Here is a 15,768-nt window from a genome sequence, read left to right as displayed (position 1 = left end):
TGTGGCCAGTGGCCCAATTAAACATGGATTTTCCATTGCATGGACTGGCGACGCGTGCGCAAATGCCGGTCGCGACGATCTATGAAAAAAATTGCGAACCAGCTGGAGCAACCGGCGGTCGGAGCGGGCGGAGGACCGATGGCCAGGCAGAGGCTCAGTTTCCTGCAAATCTGGAACATGTGCTTTGGCTTCTTCGGAATCCAGATCGGTTTCGGCCTGCAGAACGCCAACACCAGCCGCATCTTCCAGACGCTGGGCGTCGACGTGAACCACCTGGCGATCCTGTGGATCGCCGCGCCGGCCACGGGCCTGCTGGTCCAGCCCATCATCGGCCACCTTTCCGACAAGACCTGGGGGCGGCTGGGGCGCCGACGGCCTTACTTCTTCTGGGGCGCGATCCTCACCACCCTGGCCTTGTTCGTCATGCCCAATTCGCCGGCCCTGTGGGTCGCGGCCGGGGCGCTGTGGCTGATGGACGCCTCGATCAACATCACCATGGAGCCGTTCCGCGCCTTCGTCGGCGACAACCTGCCCGACGAGCAGCGGGCGACCGGCTACGCCATGCAGAGCTTCTTCATCGGCCTGGGCGCGGTGCTGGCCTCGGCCCTGCCGTGGATGCTGACCAACTGGTTCCACGTCGCCAACACCGCGCCGGCCGGCCAGATCCCCGATGCGGTGCGGATCGCCTTCTACGCCGGCGGGGCGGGCCTGCTGCTGGCCGTGATGTGGACGGTGTTCACGACCAAGGAATACAGCCCCGAACAGCTGGCCCGCTTCGAGATCGCCGAGCACGAGGCGCTGGGCTTCGGCCCGCACGAGGAGCCCGAGCCCTCGGTCAACGCCTATGTTGCCCTGGGCGTCGGCGGCGTGCTGTCGGGCCTGGCCCTGGCGCTGGTCGTCTGGGGCGCGCGGCTGGAGAAGGAGCTCTACGTCCTGGCCGGCCTGCTGTTGGTGTTCGGCGTCGCGGGGGTCGCTGGCGCGCGGTTCAAGCGCCTAGGCCGCACGGACAACGGCTTTTCCGAGGTGCTGTCGGATGCGTTCCGCATGCCCAAGACCATGCGCCAGCTGGCGGTGGTGCAATTCTTCTCGTGGTTCGGCCTGTTCGCCATGTGGATCTACACGACGCCCGCGGTGGCGGCGGTTCACTTCCACGCCGTCGACGCGTCGTCCAAGACCTACAACGAAGGCGCGGACTGGGTGGGCGTGCTGTTCGCCGTCTACAATGGCGTCGCGGCCCTGGCGGCGCTGGTCATTCCGCTGATGGTCCGAGCGACCAACCGGCGGGTCAGCCACGCGATCTGCCTGGGCCTCGGGGCGCTGGGCTTGCTGTCGTTCCAGCTGATCCGTCAGCCTGGCCTGCTGTGGATCGGCATGATCGGCGTCGGCTTCGCCTGGAGCTCGATCCTGTCGGCGCCGTACTCGATCCTGGCTGGAGCCCTGCCGGCGCGGAAGATGGGCGTCTACATGGGCATCTTCAATTTCTTCATCGTCATCCCGCAGCTGCTGGCGGCGACGGTGCTGGGCCTGCTGCTCAAGGCCTTCTTCGGCGGTCAGGCGATCTGGGCGCTGGTCCTGGGCGCGGCCGCGTTCGCCATCGCCGCCGCCGCGACCTTCGTCGTCCGCGACACCGACACCCAAGCCCGTTCCAGCGCCGTCAAGGCGGCCTGAAACCCTTCGTTCGTTCCTTTTAGCCTGACGAGGCCCTCGCTATGCGCACTCTGAAACGTCTCGCCCTGGCCTCGGCCGCCGTCTTCACCGCTGGCGCCGCGCAGGCCGCCCCGGCCACGACCTGGGCCTATTCCGCCAAGACCGGCGTCGGCGCGTCCTACGAGGCCTATGTCGACGGCGCCTACAAGGCCGGCGGCAAGACCGGGGCGGTGTCCAAGGTCTGGTTCTCGATCGCCGACGGCGTCCTGACCGAGACCATGTACGGCCTGATCCACGAGGCCCAGATCAAGCAGATGCGGATCGCCGTCCAGACCGCGACCGGCCTGGCCGTCGAGGGTGCGGACACAACCTCCAAGACCGAATATCTGCACGTCGACGCCGCCGGCCGCCCGCTGTCGCCGGCCTACAAGATCACCACGACCGACAAGCAGGGGCGCTTCGTCATCGAGAAGCGGATCTTCACCGATCCCGACCGCGACAGCCTGTTCGTGCGCGTCACGGTCAAGGCGCTAAAGGGCCCGGTGACCCCGACCCTGGTGCTGGAACCGCACATGGCCAACACGGGCGGCGGCGACACCGGCGCGGCCTCGACGACAGCCCTGACCGCCTACGAAGGCAAGGCCTTCCTCAGCTTCAAGGGGACCAAGCCCTTCGCCAAGGCCTCGGCCAGCATGCTGAAGGATGGCGACGCGGTCCTGGGCCTGAAGGCGACCACGACCTCTGCCAAGGGGGCGATCGTCCTGACCGGACAGCTGCCCGCCGTGGCCAAGGAGTCGACCTTCGACTTCGCCATGGGTTTCGGCCCGGACGCCAAGGCCGCCGACGCGACCGCCGCCGCGACGCTGAAGACCGGCTACCCCGAGGTGCTGGCCCGCTTCAACGGCGAGGGCGCGCGTGTGGGCTGGGAGGATTACCTGGCCTCGCTGACCGAGTTGCCGCGCCTGCGCGAGGCGTCCGAGGACGGCGGCAAGCTGGTGCAGGCCAGCGCTTTGATGCTGAAGGTGCAGGAAGACCGCACGCACGCCGGTGCCCTGATCGCCTCGCTGTCGAACCCGTGGGGCGATACCGTCGACGCGACCAAGTCCTCGACCGGCTACAAGGCCGTCTGGCCGCGCGATTTCTACCAGTGCGCCATGGCCCTGGCCGCCCTGGGCGACAAGGAGACCCCGCTGGCGGCGTTCCACTACCTGCCCACCGTGCAGGTCGGACCCAGGACGCCGGGCAATAAGGGCGACGGCGGCTGGTTCCTGCAGAAGTCGCATGTCGACGGCACGCCCGAATGGGTCGGCGTCCAGCTGGACCAGACCGCCATGCCGATCATGCTGGGCTGGAAGCTGTGGAAGCTGGGCTGGCTTTCGGAACCCGAGCTGAAGACCTACTACGGCAAGATGCTGAAACCGGCCGCCGACTTCCTGGTCAGGGGCGGCAAGGTCGACCTGGGCTGGAACCACGCGACCATCACCCCGCCGTTCACCCAGCAGGAGCGCTGGGAAGAGCAGGGGGGCTATTCGCCCTCGACGACCGCCGCGGTGATCGCGGGCCTTGTCGTGGCCGGCGACATCGCCGAGGCCGCCGGCGACAAGGCCTCGGCCGAGACCTATCGCAGGACCGCCGACGCCTATTCGGCCAAGGTCGAGGCACGCATGGTCACCACCAAGGGCGCGTTCGGCGACGGCCACTACTACCTGCGCCTCAACAGCGACCAGGATCCCGACAACAAGAGCCCGGTCGAGGAACGCAACGGCCAGGCGGCGGTCCCCGAGGACAGGATGCTGGACGCCGGCTTCCTGGAGCTGGTCCGCTACGGCGTGCGTCGCGCAGACGACCCGGCCATCGTCGCCAGCCTGCCCAAGCTGGACGACCAGGCGATGGAGGACCTCTACAGGGTCCGCTACGACTTCACGTTCCCGGGCGTCGAGGGGCGTTTCCCCGGCTGGCGGCGCTATGGCGTCGACGGCTATGGCGAGGACGTGAAGACGGGCGCCAACTACGGCCAGGACGACCAGATGCGGCCCGGCCAGCGCGGCCGGGTCTGGCCGATCTTCACCGGCGAGCGCGGCCACTACGAACTGGCCCTGGCCAGCCTCGGTGGGAAGCCTGACGCGGCGGCGGTCAGGAAGATCCGCGACACCTATGTCCGGGCCATGGAGCTGTTCGCCAACGAGGGTCTGCTGATCCCCGAGCAGGTCTGGGACGGCGTCGGCGCGGAAAGTCCGCACGGCTATGCGCGCGGCGAGGGCACCGACAGCGCCACGCCCCTGGCCTGGAGCCACGCCGAATACGTCAAGCTGCTGCGCTCGGTCAGCGATGGCCAGGTCTGGGACAACTATGCGCCCGTGAAGGCCCGTTTCTCGCGGTAAGGTTGGTGCCCAAGGCGCGCGGATTGTCGCAGTTCGGCGCGCCCGAAGCATAGTTAACGAGCGCTTTAGGATTCGGCCGCGAAGACATGGTTAACAGCCATCCTCGCGGCCGGAGACCTTTGAGATGACAGCGTTCCGCCGTTTGACCATCGCCTGGAAACTGATCCTGGTGGCGGGCCTGGCGATCGGCGTCCTGTTGATCGCGGCGGCGGCGGCGGTGTCGTCGCACACCAGCGCGATCGTCTCGGGTCTGACCAACCGTTACGCTGGCGCCGTCGCCGATGACGCAATCCAGAGCGTGCAGGCCGACATCGGCAAGGTGCAGTCGACCGCGCGAGCCATGGCCGTCTCGATCGGCGCCGCGCACGAGGCGGGCATGACCGACCGGGCGACGGTGGTCGGCATGCTCAAGCCCAACGCCGAGTCCTCGGACATGGTCCTGGGCAGCTGGTTCATGGGCAAGGACTTCGACGGCAAGGACGCCGAGTTCGCTGGCAAGACCGAGACCGGATCCAACAAGATCGGCGCCTTGACCCCCTACTGGGTTCACGATGGCGACAAGGTGATCTTCGAGCCGCTGAACGGCGTGGACGACTTCGCCGAGGCCTATTTCACGATCCCGCAGAAGACCGGCAAGGCGGCGATCGTCGAGCCCTACCCCTATACCGTGGCCGGCAAGTCGGTGCTGATGACGTCGGTGGTCTATCCGGTGACCTCGCACGGGCGCTTCATCGGCGTGGCCGGCCTCGACTTGGCCCTGGACAGCGTTTCCAAAACGCTGGGCGCTCTGAAGCCGCTGGGCGGCGGCCGGGTGATGATGCTGTCGTCGACCGGCAAATGGGTCGCCCATCCCGACGCGGCCAAGCGCATGCAGCCCTATGCCGACGCCGGCGCCGACCAGGTGCAGGGCGTGCTGGCCGGCGGCGAGGCCGTCGAGGTCAAGGGCGTGGTCGCCGACGGCGTGCCGATGGCCCGGATCATCCGCCCGGTGCCGATGCCGGCGCTCAACACCACCTGGGCCCTGGTCATGGACGTGCCGGTGGCCGCCATCACCGGTCCGGCCGACCGGCTGGCCAGGATCCTGTTCATCGGCGGCCTGGTGATCACCGCCGCCGTGCTGGCCGCGCTGTTCTTCGCCAGCGCCGCCCTGGTGAAGCGGCCGCTGACGGGGCTGACCCGCAGCGTCGACAAGCTCTCGGCCGGCCGCTACGAGGACGCCGTCCCCGGCGTGGAGGGCGGCGACGAGATCGGCGCCATCGCCCGGGCCCTCGACGGCTTCCGCCACGATCTGGCCGACGGCCAGCGCCGCCGGGCCGAACAGGAGGCCGAACGCGCCGCCGCCGAGATCGAACGCCAGCGTCACGAGCAGGAGGCGCGAGCCTTCGCCGCCGCTCAGGCCAAGGCCGTCTCCAGCCTTGGCGAGGGCATGGAGCGCCTGGCCGACGGTGACCTGATCTGGCGCATGCGCGAGGGCGACTTCCAGGGCGACGCGGCCAAGATGCCGCGCGACTTCAACGCCGCCGTCGAGAGCCTGCAGGCGACCATGGCCGGCATCCTGGCCGCCGCCCGCGGCATACGCGGCGGTTGCGCCGAGATCAGCAACGCCGCCGATGACCTCGCGCAACGCACGGAGCGCCAGGCCGCCGGCCTGGAGCAGACCGCGGCCGCGCTCGACCAGCTCACCGCCACGGTGACGCGCAGCTCGGAAGGCGCCGAGCGCGCCCGTCAGGTGACGATCAGCGCCAAGGCCGCCGCCGAACGCAGCGGCGCGGTGGTCAAGGAGGCCGTCCAGGCCATGGGCGGCATCGAGAAGTCCTCGCGGTCGATCACCCAGATCATCGGCGTCATCGACGAGATCGCCTTCCAGACCAACCTGCTGGCCCTGAATGCGGGGGTCGAGGCGGCGCGGGCCGGCGACGCCGGTCGCGGCTTCGCGGTGGTGGCCCAGGAAGTGCGGGCCCTGGCCCAGCGTTCGGCCGACGCCGCCAAGGAGATCAAGGGTCTGATCAGCGCCTCGACCGAGCAGGTCGGCAAGGGCGTGCGGCTGGTCGGCGAGACCGGCGAGACCCTCGATCAGATCCTCACCCAGGTGGCCGAGATCAACGACCTGGTCGCCGAGATCGCCGCCTCGTCCAAGGAGCAGGCCGTGGGCCTGGCCGAGGTGAACCAGGCGGTGAACCAGATGGACCAGGTCACCCAGCAGAACGCCGCCATGGTCGAGCAGTCGACCGCCGCCAGCCACGCCCTCTCCACCGAGGCCGCCGAACTGGAGCGGCTGATCGGCCGCTTCGAGGTCGGGGCGGTGGTTCACGAGATGCCCGCTCGGGCCGAGCGCCGACCAGCGGCGCCCGCGCCTCGCCCGGCGGCGGCCCCGACCCGGGAAAGCTTCCGCCAGCGCTATGTCCAGGGCGGCAACGCCCTGAAGGTCCAGCCGGGATCGCGCCCGGGCGAGTGGCAGGAATTCTAGAAGGCGGTCGAGACCGAGAGCTTCACCGCGCTGGGAGCGCCCTGGGCCGCGAGGCTGGAGCCGGTCGCCGCCCAATAGCGCTTGCCGGTGACGTTCTCGCCATAGACGCGGAACGTCGTCGGCCGGCCGGCGATGGCGGCCTGGTAGCTCGCCCCCAGGTCCAGCGTCGTGTAGCCGGGCACGAAGGCCTGGTTCAGGGCGTTGACCGCGCGTGAGCCAACGTGGAACAGGCCGCCCGAGACCTTCAGACCTTTCACGGCCCGGATCTTGTATTCCGCGAAGATCGAACCCGAGGTCTTGGCGGTGTTCTCGATCCGCTTGCCCACCACCGAGGCCGCGCCCGAGATCTGCTTGGCGTCCAGGGAGACCGCGCTCAGCGAGACCGACAGGTCGCGGGTGACCTCGCCGCTGGCGCTGAACTCGAAGCCCTTGTAGTTGGCCCGGCCGTCCTGGACGAAATAGTTGGCGCTGTTGATGTAGGACGAGGCGCGGTCGATGTCGAAGTGGGCGGCGGTCAGCAGGAAGCCGGCGACCGGCTCGATCTTGACCCCGAACTCCTTCTGCTTGCTGAGCGCCGCCGGCAGGGTCTGGCCGGCGTTGACCGCGATCTGCTGGGCGGTGCCGCCCGATTCCAGGCCCTCGATGTAGTTGCCGTACAGGCTGGCCCACTTGGCCGGCTTGATCATCAGGCCGTAGGACCAGGCGCCGGGCTTGGCCTTGTAGGCGCTGGTGCGGCTGACATCGCTGTAGTCGGCCTTGCGGTAGCCGATGGTCGCCTGCAGCCAGCCGTTATAGGTGGCGCGATCATAGATGAAGGCGCCGGTGTCTTTCACCCGGGAGGGATTGGCGATGATCCGCGCGGGATTCGGCCGCTCGGGGATCACGACCGGATCGTAGAGGTTCTGCGCGAAGCTGTAGCGCACGGCGGTCGGAATGTTGGTGTCGCGGATGTTCTGGGAGACGCCGATCAGCAGCTGGTGCTCGATCGGTCCGGTCTGGACGGCGCCGGCCAGGTCGGCGCGGTAGATCGTGCTGCGATAGTCGTTGCCGTGGGTCATCGCCACGCCCAGCGTGCCCGCGCCGGTGGTCAGGTTGTAGCCGCTGAACGACGAATAGGCCCGGTCGCGCTTCATGTACGACTGGCCGACGCTGAACGAGGCGCTCCAGGCCGGGGAGAAGTCGTAGCGCGCCTTGGCCAGGACGTTGGTTTCCCAGCCCTTGGCCTGCATCCAGTCCGCGCCGAGGTTCTTGGACGAGGCCTGCAGCGGCGGAACCGAGATCACGCCGCCGACGGCGGCGGGCAGGACGAACTCGGTCGGTTCGGTGACCGTCTTGAAGATGTACTGGCCGTCCAGTTCGACGGTCAGCTTGGCGGTCGGCCTCCAGTCGAGGGCGGTGGAGACGAAGTAGCGATGGCCGCTGGTGCGGTCGATGCCGGTCTCGATCGTGGAGCCGCCCGCATTGATCCGCAGGCCAACCGTGTCGCCGAGCGGCCGGCTGAGGTCGATCGCGCCGCCCACGCCGCCCCGGCTGTTGCCGAACAGGTCCAGCGTCGTCAGCGGCGTGGCGGTCGGCCGCTTGGTCACCAGGTTGACGATGCCCGAAGGCGTCGCGAAGCCGTAGTAGAGGCCGCCCGCGCCCTTCAGGACCTCGACGCGATCCTTGTCCTCCAGCGGCATGTCCACGAAGTTGAAGATCGGCAGGACGCCGTTCAGCCGGAAGTTGGTGGCGTTGTCGACCTGGATCCCCCGGATCGCGAGGTTGCTGTAGATCACCGTGTTGATCTGGGCCTGGCTGACACCGGCGGTGTTGCGAACCGCGTCGAACACCGAGCGGGCCTGCTGAGCGTCGAGGAGGTCGCGCGGCAGGATGGTGACCGTCAGCGGCGTGTCGCGAACCCGCGCGTCACGAAAGGCCCCGGCCTGGACGAAGTCGGCGCCGAAGCTGTCCTTGCGGTCGGCGGTGACGACCACGGCGTCGAGGGCGACGCTGTCGCGCTGGTCCGCATTGTCGGCGGCGTGCGCCGAGGAGGCCAGCGCGCTCAGGCTCAGCGCCAACGCGCTGGAAGCCAAGGCCAATCCACGAACACTCTTAAGCTTATCGAACATGCCAAAATCCCCGACGACTCGAAAACTGCGCCCTCCTATCTATTATTAAGAATTATTTGCAATAAGGTTCACTACGGATCTGTCGACCAGCGCGGGCGAAACCCCTCGCATCCCCGGCGCGGCGCGCTATATCGGCAGCCATGGCCGAAGCGTTCAACGACCTCACCCTCTCCACCGACAAGGCGACCCGCTATGCCGAGGTCGCCGACGAGATCGCGTCCGTGCTGGAGGGCGAGGGCAACGTCACCGCCCGCATGGCGACGGTGGCTTCGATGCTGGCCAACAGCTTCGACCACTATTTCTGGACCGGCTTCTACGTCGTCGATCCCGCCAAGGACCGCGAGTTGGTGGTCGGGCCCTATCAGGGCACCCTGGGTTGCCTGCGCATCGCCTATGGGCGCGGGGTCTGCGGAACGGCGGCGGCGACGGGGCAGACCCAGCTGGTGCCGGATGTCCACGCCTTTCCGGGCCATATCGCCTGCGACAGCCGTTCGCAAAGCGAGATCGTGGTCCCCGTGTTCGGGCCCGATGGCCAGCTGATCGCGGTGTTCGACGTCGATTCCGACCAGCCGGCCTCGTTCGACGAGACCGATCAGCTGTGGCTGGAAAAGATCCTCGCGGCGACGTTCGCTTGAGCCACGCCCGCCGGTCGGTTGTTTTGATTGACCAACCTCAAGCCTGGCCCTTGCCGACCGTCCGGCTTTACCCCACTGCTTAGACAATGAGTAAGGCGGTTACGATCGAACTGGGGGAGGGCGCCGAGCATGACGCCCGGGCCCTGCGCGACGCGTTCGGGTGTTTCACGACGGGGGTGACGGTGGTCACGACCGTCTGCGCGGACGGCCGCAAGGTCGGTCTGACGGCGAACTCGTTCACCTCGGTGTCGCTGGATCCGCCTTTGGCGTTGATCTGCGTGGACCTGAAGTCCAGCAGCCTGCCGTGGCTGGACGCCGCCGGGCGCTTCGCCGTCAATGTCCTGCACGCCGAGCACCAGGCCCTGGCCCGCCAGTTCGTGCAGAAGGACACCGATCGCTTCGCCGGCGTCGAGACCGAGACCTGGCGCACGGGCGTGCCGATCCTTCCCAACTGCATGGCCAATTTCGAGTGCGAGACGCACCACGTCTTCGACGCCGGCGACCACCGGGTCTATGTCGGGCGCGTGGTGAAGCTGCGCTATGATCCGGACCACGAGCCGCTGGTCTATCTGCAGGGCCGTTTCCGCCGGGTGCATGTCGACGCGGAGTAGCGCGATGAAAGGCCTGGTCCGAAGATCGTTCCTGGCGCTCGCCGCCGCCTTCGCGGCCCGGCCGGCACTGGCCCTGACCAGGACGGAATGGGCCGCGATCGGCCAGTACGGCGACAAGGCCGCGCCCCTCACCGTATTCGAGAAAGAGAGGGCGCTGCATATCGACGGGCAGGGCTTCCGGTCGGCCCGCCTGACGCCTTCGGGCGGCGGTCATTACGCGATCGCGGGCGGGGGCGAGCTGACGCTGGAGAACGGCGCGGTGCGTCTGGATGGCAAGACCCTGGCCTTTCACGATTTCGGGGCCGAAACTCAAGATGCGATCCGCAAGGCTGTCCGGGCCGATCCGGTCGCCCTGCGCCGACGCGCCCTGGCCGCCTCGCCGCCGGTCGAGACCGAGCCGCGCCTACCGTCCGACCTCGTCGACCTGACGACGATCGATCCGCGTATCAAGCTGGATATCCGCTACGCCGGGACGAACAACTTCATGGGCATAGCGCTGTACGAGCGCGCCGGCGCGTATCTGCAGCGACCCGCCGCCGAGGCCCTGGGACGCGCCCAGAAGGCGCTGGCCGACAAGGGCTACGGCCTGCTGATCCACGACGCGTACCGCCCTTGGTTCGTCACCTGGATGTTCTGGGAGGCGACCCCGCCTGAGGATCACGCCTTCGTCGCCGACCCGGCCAAGGGATCGCGCCACAACCGCGGCTGCGCCGTCGACCTGACCCTCTACGACCTCAAGACCGGCAAGGCCGTCGAAATGCCCAGTCGTTACGACGAGTTCTCGCTGCGCGCCTATGCCGATTTCATCGGCGGCGTGACCAAGCAGAGAGCCCTGCGCGCCCTCCTGCGCGAGGCGATGGTGGCGGAAGGCTTCGAGATCTATCCCGAGGAGTGGTGGCACTTCGACTACAAGGACTGGCGTCGCTATCCGATCGGCGTCCGAACCTTCACGGAACTGGCTGGCGGCTAGGCCTCCCAGGCGAACGCGACGACGGCCCAGCCGTATGAGCGGATTCGCCATCGGCCGCCCTCGCGTACCTGCACGAAGCTCCAGCCGCCCAACTCCTTGAACGGCGCGCCGTCGCGCACGCCGCTCCAGCGGGTGGGCAGGGTGAAGTGGACCGTGTCGCCGGTGACGCCGAAGTCCTGCGGTCGCTCGAAGATGTGCTGCAGCTCGCCGATGGCGCCCACGTGCTTGGCCATGGTCGCGCGCCACAGCGCCAGGCCATCCTGGCCCTGGAACACATGGGGCGGGAAGTTCTCGAGGATCACGACGTCGCCTTCCGAGAACACGCCGTCCAACAGGCGTTCGTCGCCGGTCTCCAGGAAACGGGCGAGGGCCTCGGGGCCGTCCATCATGGCGGGATCGAAGGCGTCGGTCATTGAGAACTCCGTGCGTCGAAACCTCGCCCTTCGACAGGCTCAGGGTGAGGTTTCTACTCGAACGCCACGCCAAGAGTAGTCCTCACCCTGAGCCTGTCGAAGGGCGAGGGCGGATTCGAGCCGTCAGACAATCCAGAACCATCAGCGCATCCCGCGTCGCCGCGCCGAACTTGGTGTTGTCGAATATGCACCAGGTTTCGCCCTCGGCCGCCAGCCGCGCCGCCAGGGCCTCCAGCGTCTCGGGCGGATAGGCGCTTTCGTAGATCACGGGCGAGCCGTGCCAGCGGCGATAGGTCAGGCCCCTCCAGCCGCCGGGCTCGGCCGCCTCGGGGACGATCGCTGGATCGGCGGCGACGCGCGCGATCCGGAAATCCGCCAGCATCCGTTCCGGCTCGGTCGCCAACCAACTGGCGTGCCTCGGCTCCAGCACGGTCGGGGCGTCCGTCTGGCGACGCCAGGTTTCCAGGAACGCGCCGACCCGCTCGGCGTCGAACCGAAGACTGGGTGGTAGCTGCACCAGCAGCGGCCCGCGCTTGGCGCCCAGGCCATCTGTCTCGTCCAGGAACCGCGCCAACAGGTCGTCGATCGCGGCCAGCCGCCGCTCGTGGGTGATCGTCTGCGGAACCTTCACCGCGAACCGGAAGGTGGGCGGCGTGCTGGCCGCCCAGCGTTCGTACGTCTTGCGCTGGTGCGGCCGGTAGAAGGACGAGTTGATCTCGACGCAAGCCAGCCGCGCCGCGTAGCGCTCCAGCCCCGAGCCCTCGGCGGGGAAGTCCAGGTCGCGCGGGAAGCTCCAGCCGGCCGTGCCGATGCGGATGTCCATGTTCGGATCAGCGCATGAATGTGTGTCAGGTTCAGTCGGCTGCTTCAGTCCCGTGGTCGCCAGGCCAGCACGTCGGCGCTGTGACCGACGCCGGCCTTGGCGCACATCGTCTTGATCGGACAGGCGCCGCAGCGGGGACCCTCGTGCGGGCACAGCATCTGACCCAGGCCGCGCTTCATCAGCCAGTGCAGTTCGAACAGGTCGTCAGCCGTCCAGGTGTCCGGCGCCAGACCCATCAGGGTGTGATAGGCGTGCGTCGTGTCGCCCACGCCGATCAGGCCGATCCGCTTGGCGACGCGATAGACGTGGGTGTCGACCACCAGGGCCCGCATGGCCAGGTCGCTGAAGTTCAGCACGCAGGCGGCGACCTTGACCCCGACGCCGGGCAGGGCCTGCAACTCCCAGCGCGCCTGGTCGACCTCCAGCCCCTTCAGGTGGTTCAGCGACAGCCAGCCCACCTTGTCCTGGATCATCTTCAGGGCGGTGGTCAGGTGACGGGCCTTGTCACCGGGAAAGGTGACCTCGTCGATGAGCCGCGCCACCGCCGCGACCGGGGCGTTGGCCAGGTCTTCCCAGCTCTTGAACTCGGCGCGCAGCCGCAGGAAGGCGGCCCACGAGACGGCGTCCTGGGTGCGGCCTGATCGACGACTTCACCAGTTGTGAGATCGGGTCCATCCGCGTCACCGGCCTTTGAGGCCCGAATTCGCAGAGCAGGGCGTCGCGCACGCTTTCCAGCGGGGATCGGGCCAGACCTAGGGACAGTTGCATGGGCGCCCATCAAGCAAGAACATAATGGGAACATTATGCGCCTGGCGACGACTTGTCCACAGGTCTCGGCGTGCTCGGAGTCAGGGGCGGTAGCGGCCCCACAGCGCCGTCACCCGCCGGCGCAGGCGCTGGAAGGCCACGCGCACGGGCGTGGGGGCCACGTGAGGCGAGGGGCGTTCTTCCTCGGGCAGTTCGATCTCGGCGAAGCGCGCGATCAGGTCGCGCAGATCGGGCTCCTGGACGGCCAAGGCGGCCTCGACCGGGGCCATCCACTCCAGGGTGCGCTGGCCCTTCTCGGGCCAGGTGGCGTGCTCGCCCGTGACCCGCAGGGGATAGACGTCGACCTTGACCAGCTTGGCCGCGCCGCTCTTCAGTCGCTTGAGGTATTCGTAGTCGCCGACCGGCGTCTCGGCGATGACGCCGTCCAGGCCGGCTTCCTCGTAGGCTTCCTGGGCGGCGGCGGCGAAGTCGGTCTTGTCCTTCATAGGCCAGCCCTTGGGGATCACCCAGCGGCGGGTTTCGCGCGAGGAGACCAGCAGGAAGCGCAGGTTTTCGCCTTCGCCCCGCCACGGCAGGGCGGCGACCTGGCGGCGCTTGCCACCTGACTTGCGTCCCTCCTGCTTTGCTCCCGTCTCGGTCACTTCATCCAGAATCCCAGGTAGTAGAACAACGCCGCCGTGAGGGCCGCCGCCGGCAGGGTGACGATCCAGGCGATGACGATGTCCTTGGCCACGCCCCAGCGCACGGCCGAGACCCGGCGCGAGGCGCCGACACCCACAATAGCGCCTGTGATCGTGTGAGTCGTCGAGACCGGAACCCCGACATGGGTCGCCAAAAACAACGTGATTGCGCCGCCGGTCTCGGCGCAGAAGCCTTGCATCGGGGTGAGGCGGGTGATCTTGCTGCCCATGGTGTGGACGATGCGCCAGCCGCCGAACAGGGTCCCTAAGCCCATCGCCGTCTGGCAGGCCAGGACCACCCAGAACGGGATGTGGCCGGGCGCGTCGGTGGCGCCGTGGGCGAACAGCAGGGCGGCGATGATGCCCATGGTCTTCTGCGCGTCGTTGCCGCCGTGGCCCAGGCTATAGAGGGCCGCCGAGACGAACTGCAGCTTGCGGAACACCCGGTCGGCGAAAAACGGCGAGCTCTTCACGAAGGTCCACGACACGACCAGCACCAGAACGAGGGCCAGCAGGAAGCCCATGGTCGGCGAGACCACGATGCCGGCCGCGGTCTTGCCCAGGCCCGCCCACTGGATCGCGCCCAGGCCGCCGACCTTGGCGATGGCCGCGCCGACCAGGCCGCCGATCAGGGCGTGCGAGCTGGACGAAGGAATGCCCGCCCACCAGGTCAGCAGATTCCAGCTGATCGCGCCCATCAGCGCCGCGAAGATCAGCCGATCGCTGATCACGTGCGGGTCGACGATGCCCGAGCCGACCATCTTGGCCACGTGCAGGCCGAAGAACAGGAAGGCGATGAAGTTGAAGAACGCCGCCCAGATCACCGCCCAGCGGGCCGACAGCACCCGAGTGGAGACAATCGTGGCGATCGAGTTGGCGGCGTCGTGCAGGCCGTTCAGGAAGTCGAACGCCAGGGCGACGACGACCAGGAAGACCAGGATCAGGAGCGTGGCGTCCACGGGACTCAGACCTGCTCGACGACGATGCCGCTGATGCGGTTGGCCACGTCCTCGAAGCGGTCCATGACCTTTTCCAGGTGGCTGTAGATGTCGACGCCGACGATGAAGGCCATGGGATCGCCATTACGGCTGGCCAGGAACAGGTCCTTGCGGCCCTGGTCGTACATGTGGTCGGACTGGTCTTCGATCTGGGTGATCTTCACGGCGATGTCCGACAGCTTCTGGGCGTTCAGGCGCATCTTCGGAAGCAGGTCGACCGCCTCCTGGGTCAGTTTGGCCGCCTCGACGATGATGCGGGTCATCTCGCGCATCTGCGGTTCGAAGGTCTTGACCTCGAACAGGGTGACGACCTTGGCGGTCTTGCGCATCTGGTCGATGGCGTCGTCCAGCGAGGTCGTCAGGTCCTGAATGTCGCTGCGGTCGAACGGGGTGATGAAGCTTCGGCGTACGGCGACCATCACCTGGCGCGTGACCTCGTCGGCCTCGTCCTCGTGCTGGTCGACCCGGGCGCTAGCCGGCCCGACGGCGTCGCCGCCGGCGGTCATGTCGTGCAGGGCCTCGGCCCCGGCGACCAGCGTGCGGGCATGGGCGGAAAACAGGTCGAAGAACTTGTCTTCCTTCGGCATGACGGCCTTGAACAAGCCCAGCATCAGCGTCTTTCCTTGCTGCGAAATGGCGTTCGTCCGTAAACGGATCGCGCGCGGCGCACCGGAACCACGGAAGGATTTGCCCGTCAAATCCTATCTGTGAAAGTTATGTGACACCGCCTCGCGCGAACGGCGACGTTAGGGCAGGATGGCGCAACCTCCGGGCAAGCTCGGGCGATTGGGAGTGGCGTCATGGCCTTCACGCTGACCGTCAACGGCGAGACCAAGACAGCGGACGTCGACGGCGACACGCCGCTGCTGTGGGTCCTGCGCGACACGCTGGGTCTGGTGGGGGCCAAGTTCGGCTGCGGCGCGGCCCTGTGCGGGGCGTGCACGGTGCATCTGGACGGCGCGCCGGTCCGCGCCTGCGTCACGCCGGTCAGCCGGGTGGGCAAGAAGGCGGTCACCACTATCGAGGGCGTCGGCAAGACGCCGGTCGGCGCCAAGGTGCAGGAGGCGTGGAAGGCCATCGACGTGCCTCAGTGCGGCTACTGCCAGGCTGGCCAGATCATGTCGGCCACGGCCCTGCTGACCGCCAAGCCCAAGCCGACCGACGCGGACATCGACGCGGCGATGAACGGCAACCTGTGCCGCTGCGCCACCTACATCCGTATCCGGAAGGCCATCAAGGCCGCGTCCGGCCAGGCGGAGGTCTGATC

General features: G+C 68.0%; 13 protein-coding genes and 1 pseudogene. 7 read left to right on the top strand and 7 right to left on the bottom strand.

Annotation, left to right across the window (positions count from 1 at the left end; genetic code table 11):
- Positions 1-138: 138 nt before the first annotated feature.
- The 3 genes from MZV50_RS17605 (at position 139) to MZV50_RS17595 (ending at position 6,495) form a co-directional block, all read left to right on the top strand.
- Positions 139-1,668 carry an MFS transporter gene (locus MZV50_RS17605; RefSeq protein WP_252630597.1) on the top strand — a complete coding sequence of 510 codons (1,530 nt, stop codon included), beginning with the start codon at positions 139-141 and terminating at the stop codon, positions 1,666-1,668.
- Between the two features lie 41 nt (positions 1,669-1,709).
- Positions 1,710-4,028, top strand: a complete 2,319-nt coding sequence (locus MZV50_RS17600; protein WP_252630596.1) for a glucan 1,4-alpha-glucosidase — start codon at positions 1,710-1,712, stop codon at positions 4,026-4,028.
- 124 nt (positions 4,029-4,152) lie between these two features.
- On the top strand, positions 4,153-6,495 hold the full coding sequence (locus tag MZV50_RS17595; protein WP_252630595.1) for a methyl-accepting chemotaxis protein: 2,343 nt from the start codon (positions 4,153-4,155) through the stop codon (positions 6,493-6,495).
- Here MZV50_RS17595 and MZV50_RS17590 read toward each other — a convergent pair.
- Positions 6,492-8,603, bottom strand: a complete 2,112-nt coding sequence (locus MZV50_RS17590) for a TonB-dependent siderophore receptor (RefSeq protein ID WP_252630594.1) — start codon at positions 8,601-8,603, stop codon at positions 6,492-6,494. The two genes, MZV50_RS17595 and MZV50_RS17590, sit on opposite strands and share 4 nt — an antisense overlap.
- A gap of 140 nt (positions 8,604-8,743) precedes the next feature.
- Here MZV50_RS17590 and MZV50_RS17585 point away from each other — a divergent pair, with 140 nt between their 5' ends.
- From MZV50_RS17585 to MZV50_RS17575, 3 genes are all read left to right on the top strand, one after another.
- Complete coding sequence (locus MZV50_RS17585; RefSeq protein WP_252630593.1) at positions 8,744-9,238, top strand: GAF domain-containing protein; 495 nt, start codon at positions 8,744-8,746, stop codon at positions 9,236-9,238.
- A gap of 86 nt (positions 9,239-9,324) precedes the next feature.
- Positions 9,325-9,849 carry a flavin reductase family protein gene (locus tag MZV50_RS17580; RefSeq protein WP_252630592.1) on the top strand — a complete coding sequence of 175 codons (525 nt, stop codon included), beginning with the start codon at positions 9,325-9,327 and terminating at the stop codon, positions 9,847-9,849.
- A gap of 4 nt (positions 9,850-9,853) precedes the next feature.
- Positions 9,854-10,819 carry a M15 family metallopeptidase gene (locus MZV50_RS17575; protein ID WP_252630591.1) on the top strand — a complete coding sequence of 322 codons (966 nt, stop codon included), beginning with the start codon at positions 9,854-9,856 and terminating at the stop codon, positions 10,817-10,819.
- Here the strand turns inward: MZV50_RS17575 and MZV50_RS17570 are convergent.
- From MZV50_RS17570 to MZV50_RS17545, 6 genes and pseudogenes are all read right to left on the bottom strand, one after another.
- Positions 10,816-11,232, bottom strand: a complete 417-nt coding sequence (locus tag MZV50_RS17570; protein WP_252630590.1) for a hypothetical protein — start codon at positions 11,230-11,232, stop codon at positions 10,816-10,818. The two genes, MZV50_RS17575 and MZV50_RS17570, sit on opposite strands and share 4 nt — an antisense overlap.
- Before the next feature lie 82 nt (positions 11,233-11,314).
- Positions 11,315-12,055 carry a DUF72 domain-containing protein gene (locus MZV50_RS17565; protein WP_252630589.1) on the bottom strand — a complete coding sequence of 247 codons (741 nt, stop codon included), beginning with the start codon at positions 12,053-12,055 and terminating at the stop codon, positions 11,315-11,317.
- Positions 12,056-12,099: 44 nt separating this feature from the next.
- Positions 12,100-12,823, bottom strand: a pseudogene (locus MZV50_RS17560) (endonuclease III domain-containing protein).
- 80 nt (positions 12,824-12,903) lie between these two features.
- Positions 12,904-13,473: an NUDIX hydrolase gene (locus tag MZV50_RS17555; protein WP_436792230.1), complete on the bottom strand. Its 570-nt coding sequence runs from the start codon at positions 13,471-13,473 to the stop codon at positions 12,904-12,906.
- The gene (locus MZV50_RS17550) at positions 13,461-14,462 is read right to left on the bottom strand and encodes an inorganic phosphate transporter (RefSeq protein WP_252630587.1); all 1,002 of its coding nucleotides are present in this window, start codon (positions 14,460-14,462) and stop codon (positions 13,461-13,463) included. The genes MZV50_RS17555 and MZV50_RS17550 overlap by 13 nt, the downstream gene beginning before the upstream one ends.
- A gap of 5 nt (positions 14,463-14,467) precedes the next feature.
- Positions 14,468-15,112, bottom strand: a complete 645-nt coding sequence (locus MZV50_RS17545; RefSeq protein WP_252630586.1) for a DUF47 domain-containing protein — start codon at positions 15,110-15,112, stop codon at positions 14,468-14,470.
- Positions 15,113-15,301: 189 nt separating this feature from the next.
- Here MZV50_RS17545 and MZV50_RS17540 point away from each other — a divergent pair, with 189 nt between their 5' ends.
- A complete protein-coding gene (locus MZV50_RS17540; protein ID WP_252630585.1) occupies positions 15,302-15,766 on the top strand; it encodes a (2Fe-2S)-binding protein in 465 nt (154 codons plus the stop codon).
- Positions 15,767-15,768 lie beyond the last annotated feature (2 nt).

Origin of the sequence: Caulobacter segnis (assembly GCF_023935105.1) — a bacterium.
Lineage (GTDB): Bacteria > Pseudomonadota > Alphaproteobacteria > Caulobacterales > Caulobacteraceae > Caulobacter > Caulobacter segnis_B.
Note: the sequence above shows the minus strand (reverse complement) of the source record. Positions and strands in the feature narration are given on the sequence as shown.

Excerpts from the sequence above, each read along its gene's own strand:
- MZV50_RS17565 (WP_252630589.1), bottom strand. The coding sequence starts at position 12,055 with ATGGACATCCGCATCGGCACGGCCGGCTGGAGCTTCCCGCGCGACCTG.
- MZV50_RS17570 (WP_252630590.1), bottom strand. The coding sequence starts at position 11,232 with ATGACCGACGCCTTCGATCCCGCCATGATGGACGGCCCCGAGGCCCTC.
- MZV50_RS17605 (WP_252630597.1), top strand. The coding sequence starts at position 139 with ATGGCCAGGCAGAGGCTCAGTTTCCTGCAAATCTGGAACATGTGCTTT.
- MZV50_RS17580 (WP_252630592.1), top strand. The coding sequence starts at position 9,325 with ATGAGTAAGGCGGTTACGATCGAACTGGGGGAGGGCGCCGAGCATGAC.
- MZV50_RS17545 (WP_252630586.1), bottom strand. The coding sequence starts at position 15,112 with ATGCTGGGCTTGTTCAAGGCCGTCATGCCGAAGGAAGACAAGTTCTTC.
- MZV50_RS17590 (WP_252630594.1), bottom strand. The coding sequence starts at position 8,603 with ATGTTCGATAAGCTTAAGAGTGTTCGTGGATTGGCCTTGGCTTCCAGC.
- MZV50_RS17595 (WP_252630595.1), top strand. The coding sequence starts at position 4,153 with ATGACAGCGTTCCGCCGTTTGACCATCGCCTGGAAACTGATCCTGGTG.
- MZV50_RS17585 (WP_252630593.1), top strand. The coding sequence starts at position 8,744 with ATGGCCGAAGCGTTCAACGACCTCACCCTCTCCACCGACAAGGCGACC.
- MZV50_RS17575 (WP_252630591.1), top strand. The coding sequence starts at position 9,854 with ATGAAAGGCCTGGTCCGAAGATCGTTCCTGGCGCTCGCCGCCGCCTTC.
- MZV50_RS17540 (WP_252630585.1), top strand. The coding sequence starts at position 15,302 with ATGGCCTTCACGCTGACCGTCAACGGCGAGACCAAGACAGCGGACGTC.
- MZV50_RS17600 (WP_252630596.1), top strand. The coding sequence starts at position 1,710 with ATGCGCACTCTGAAACGTCTCGCCCTGGCCTCGGCCGCCGTCTTCACC.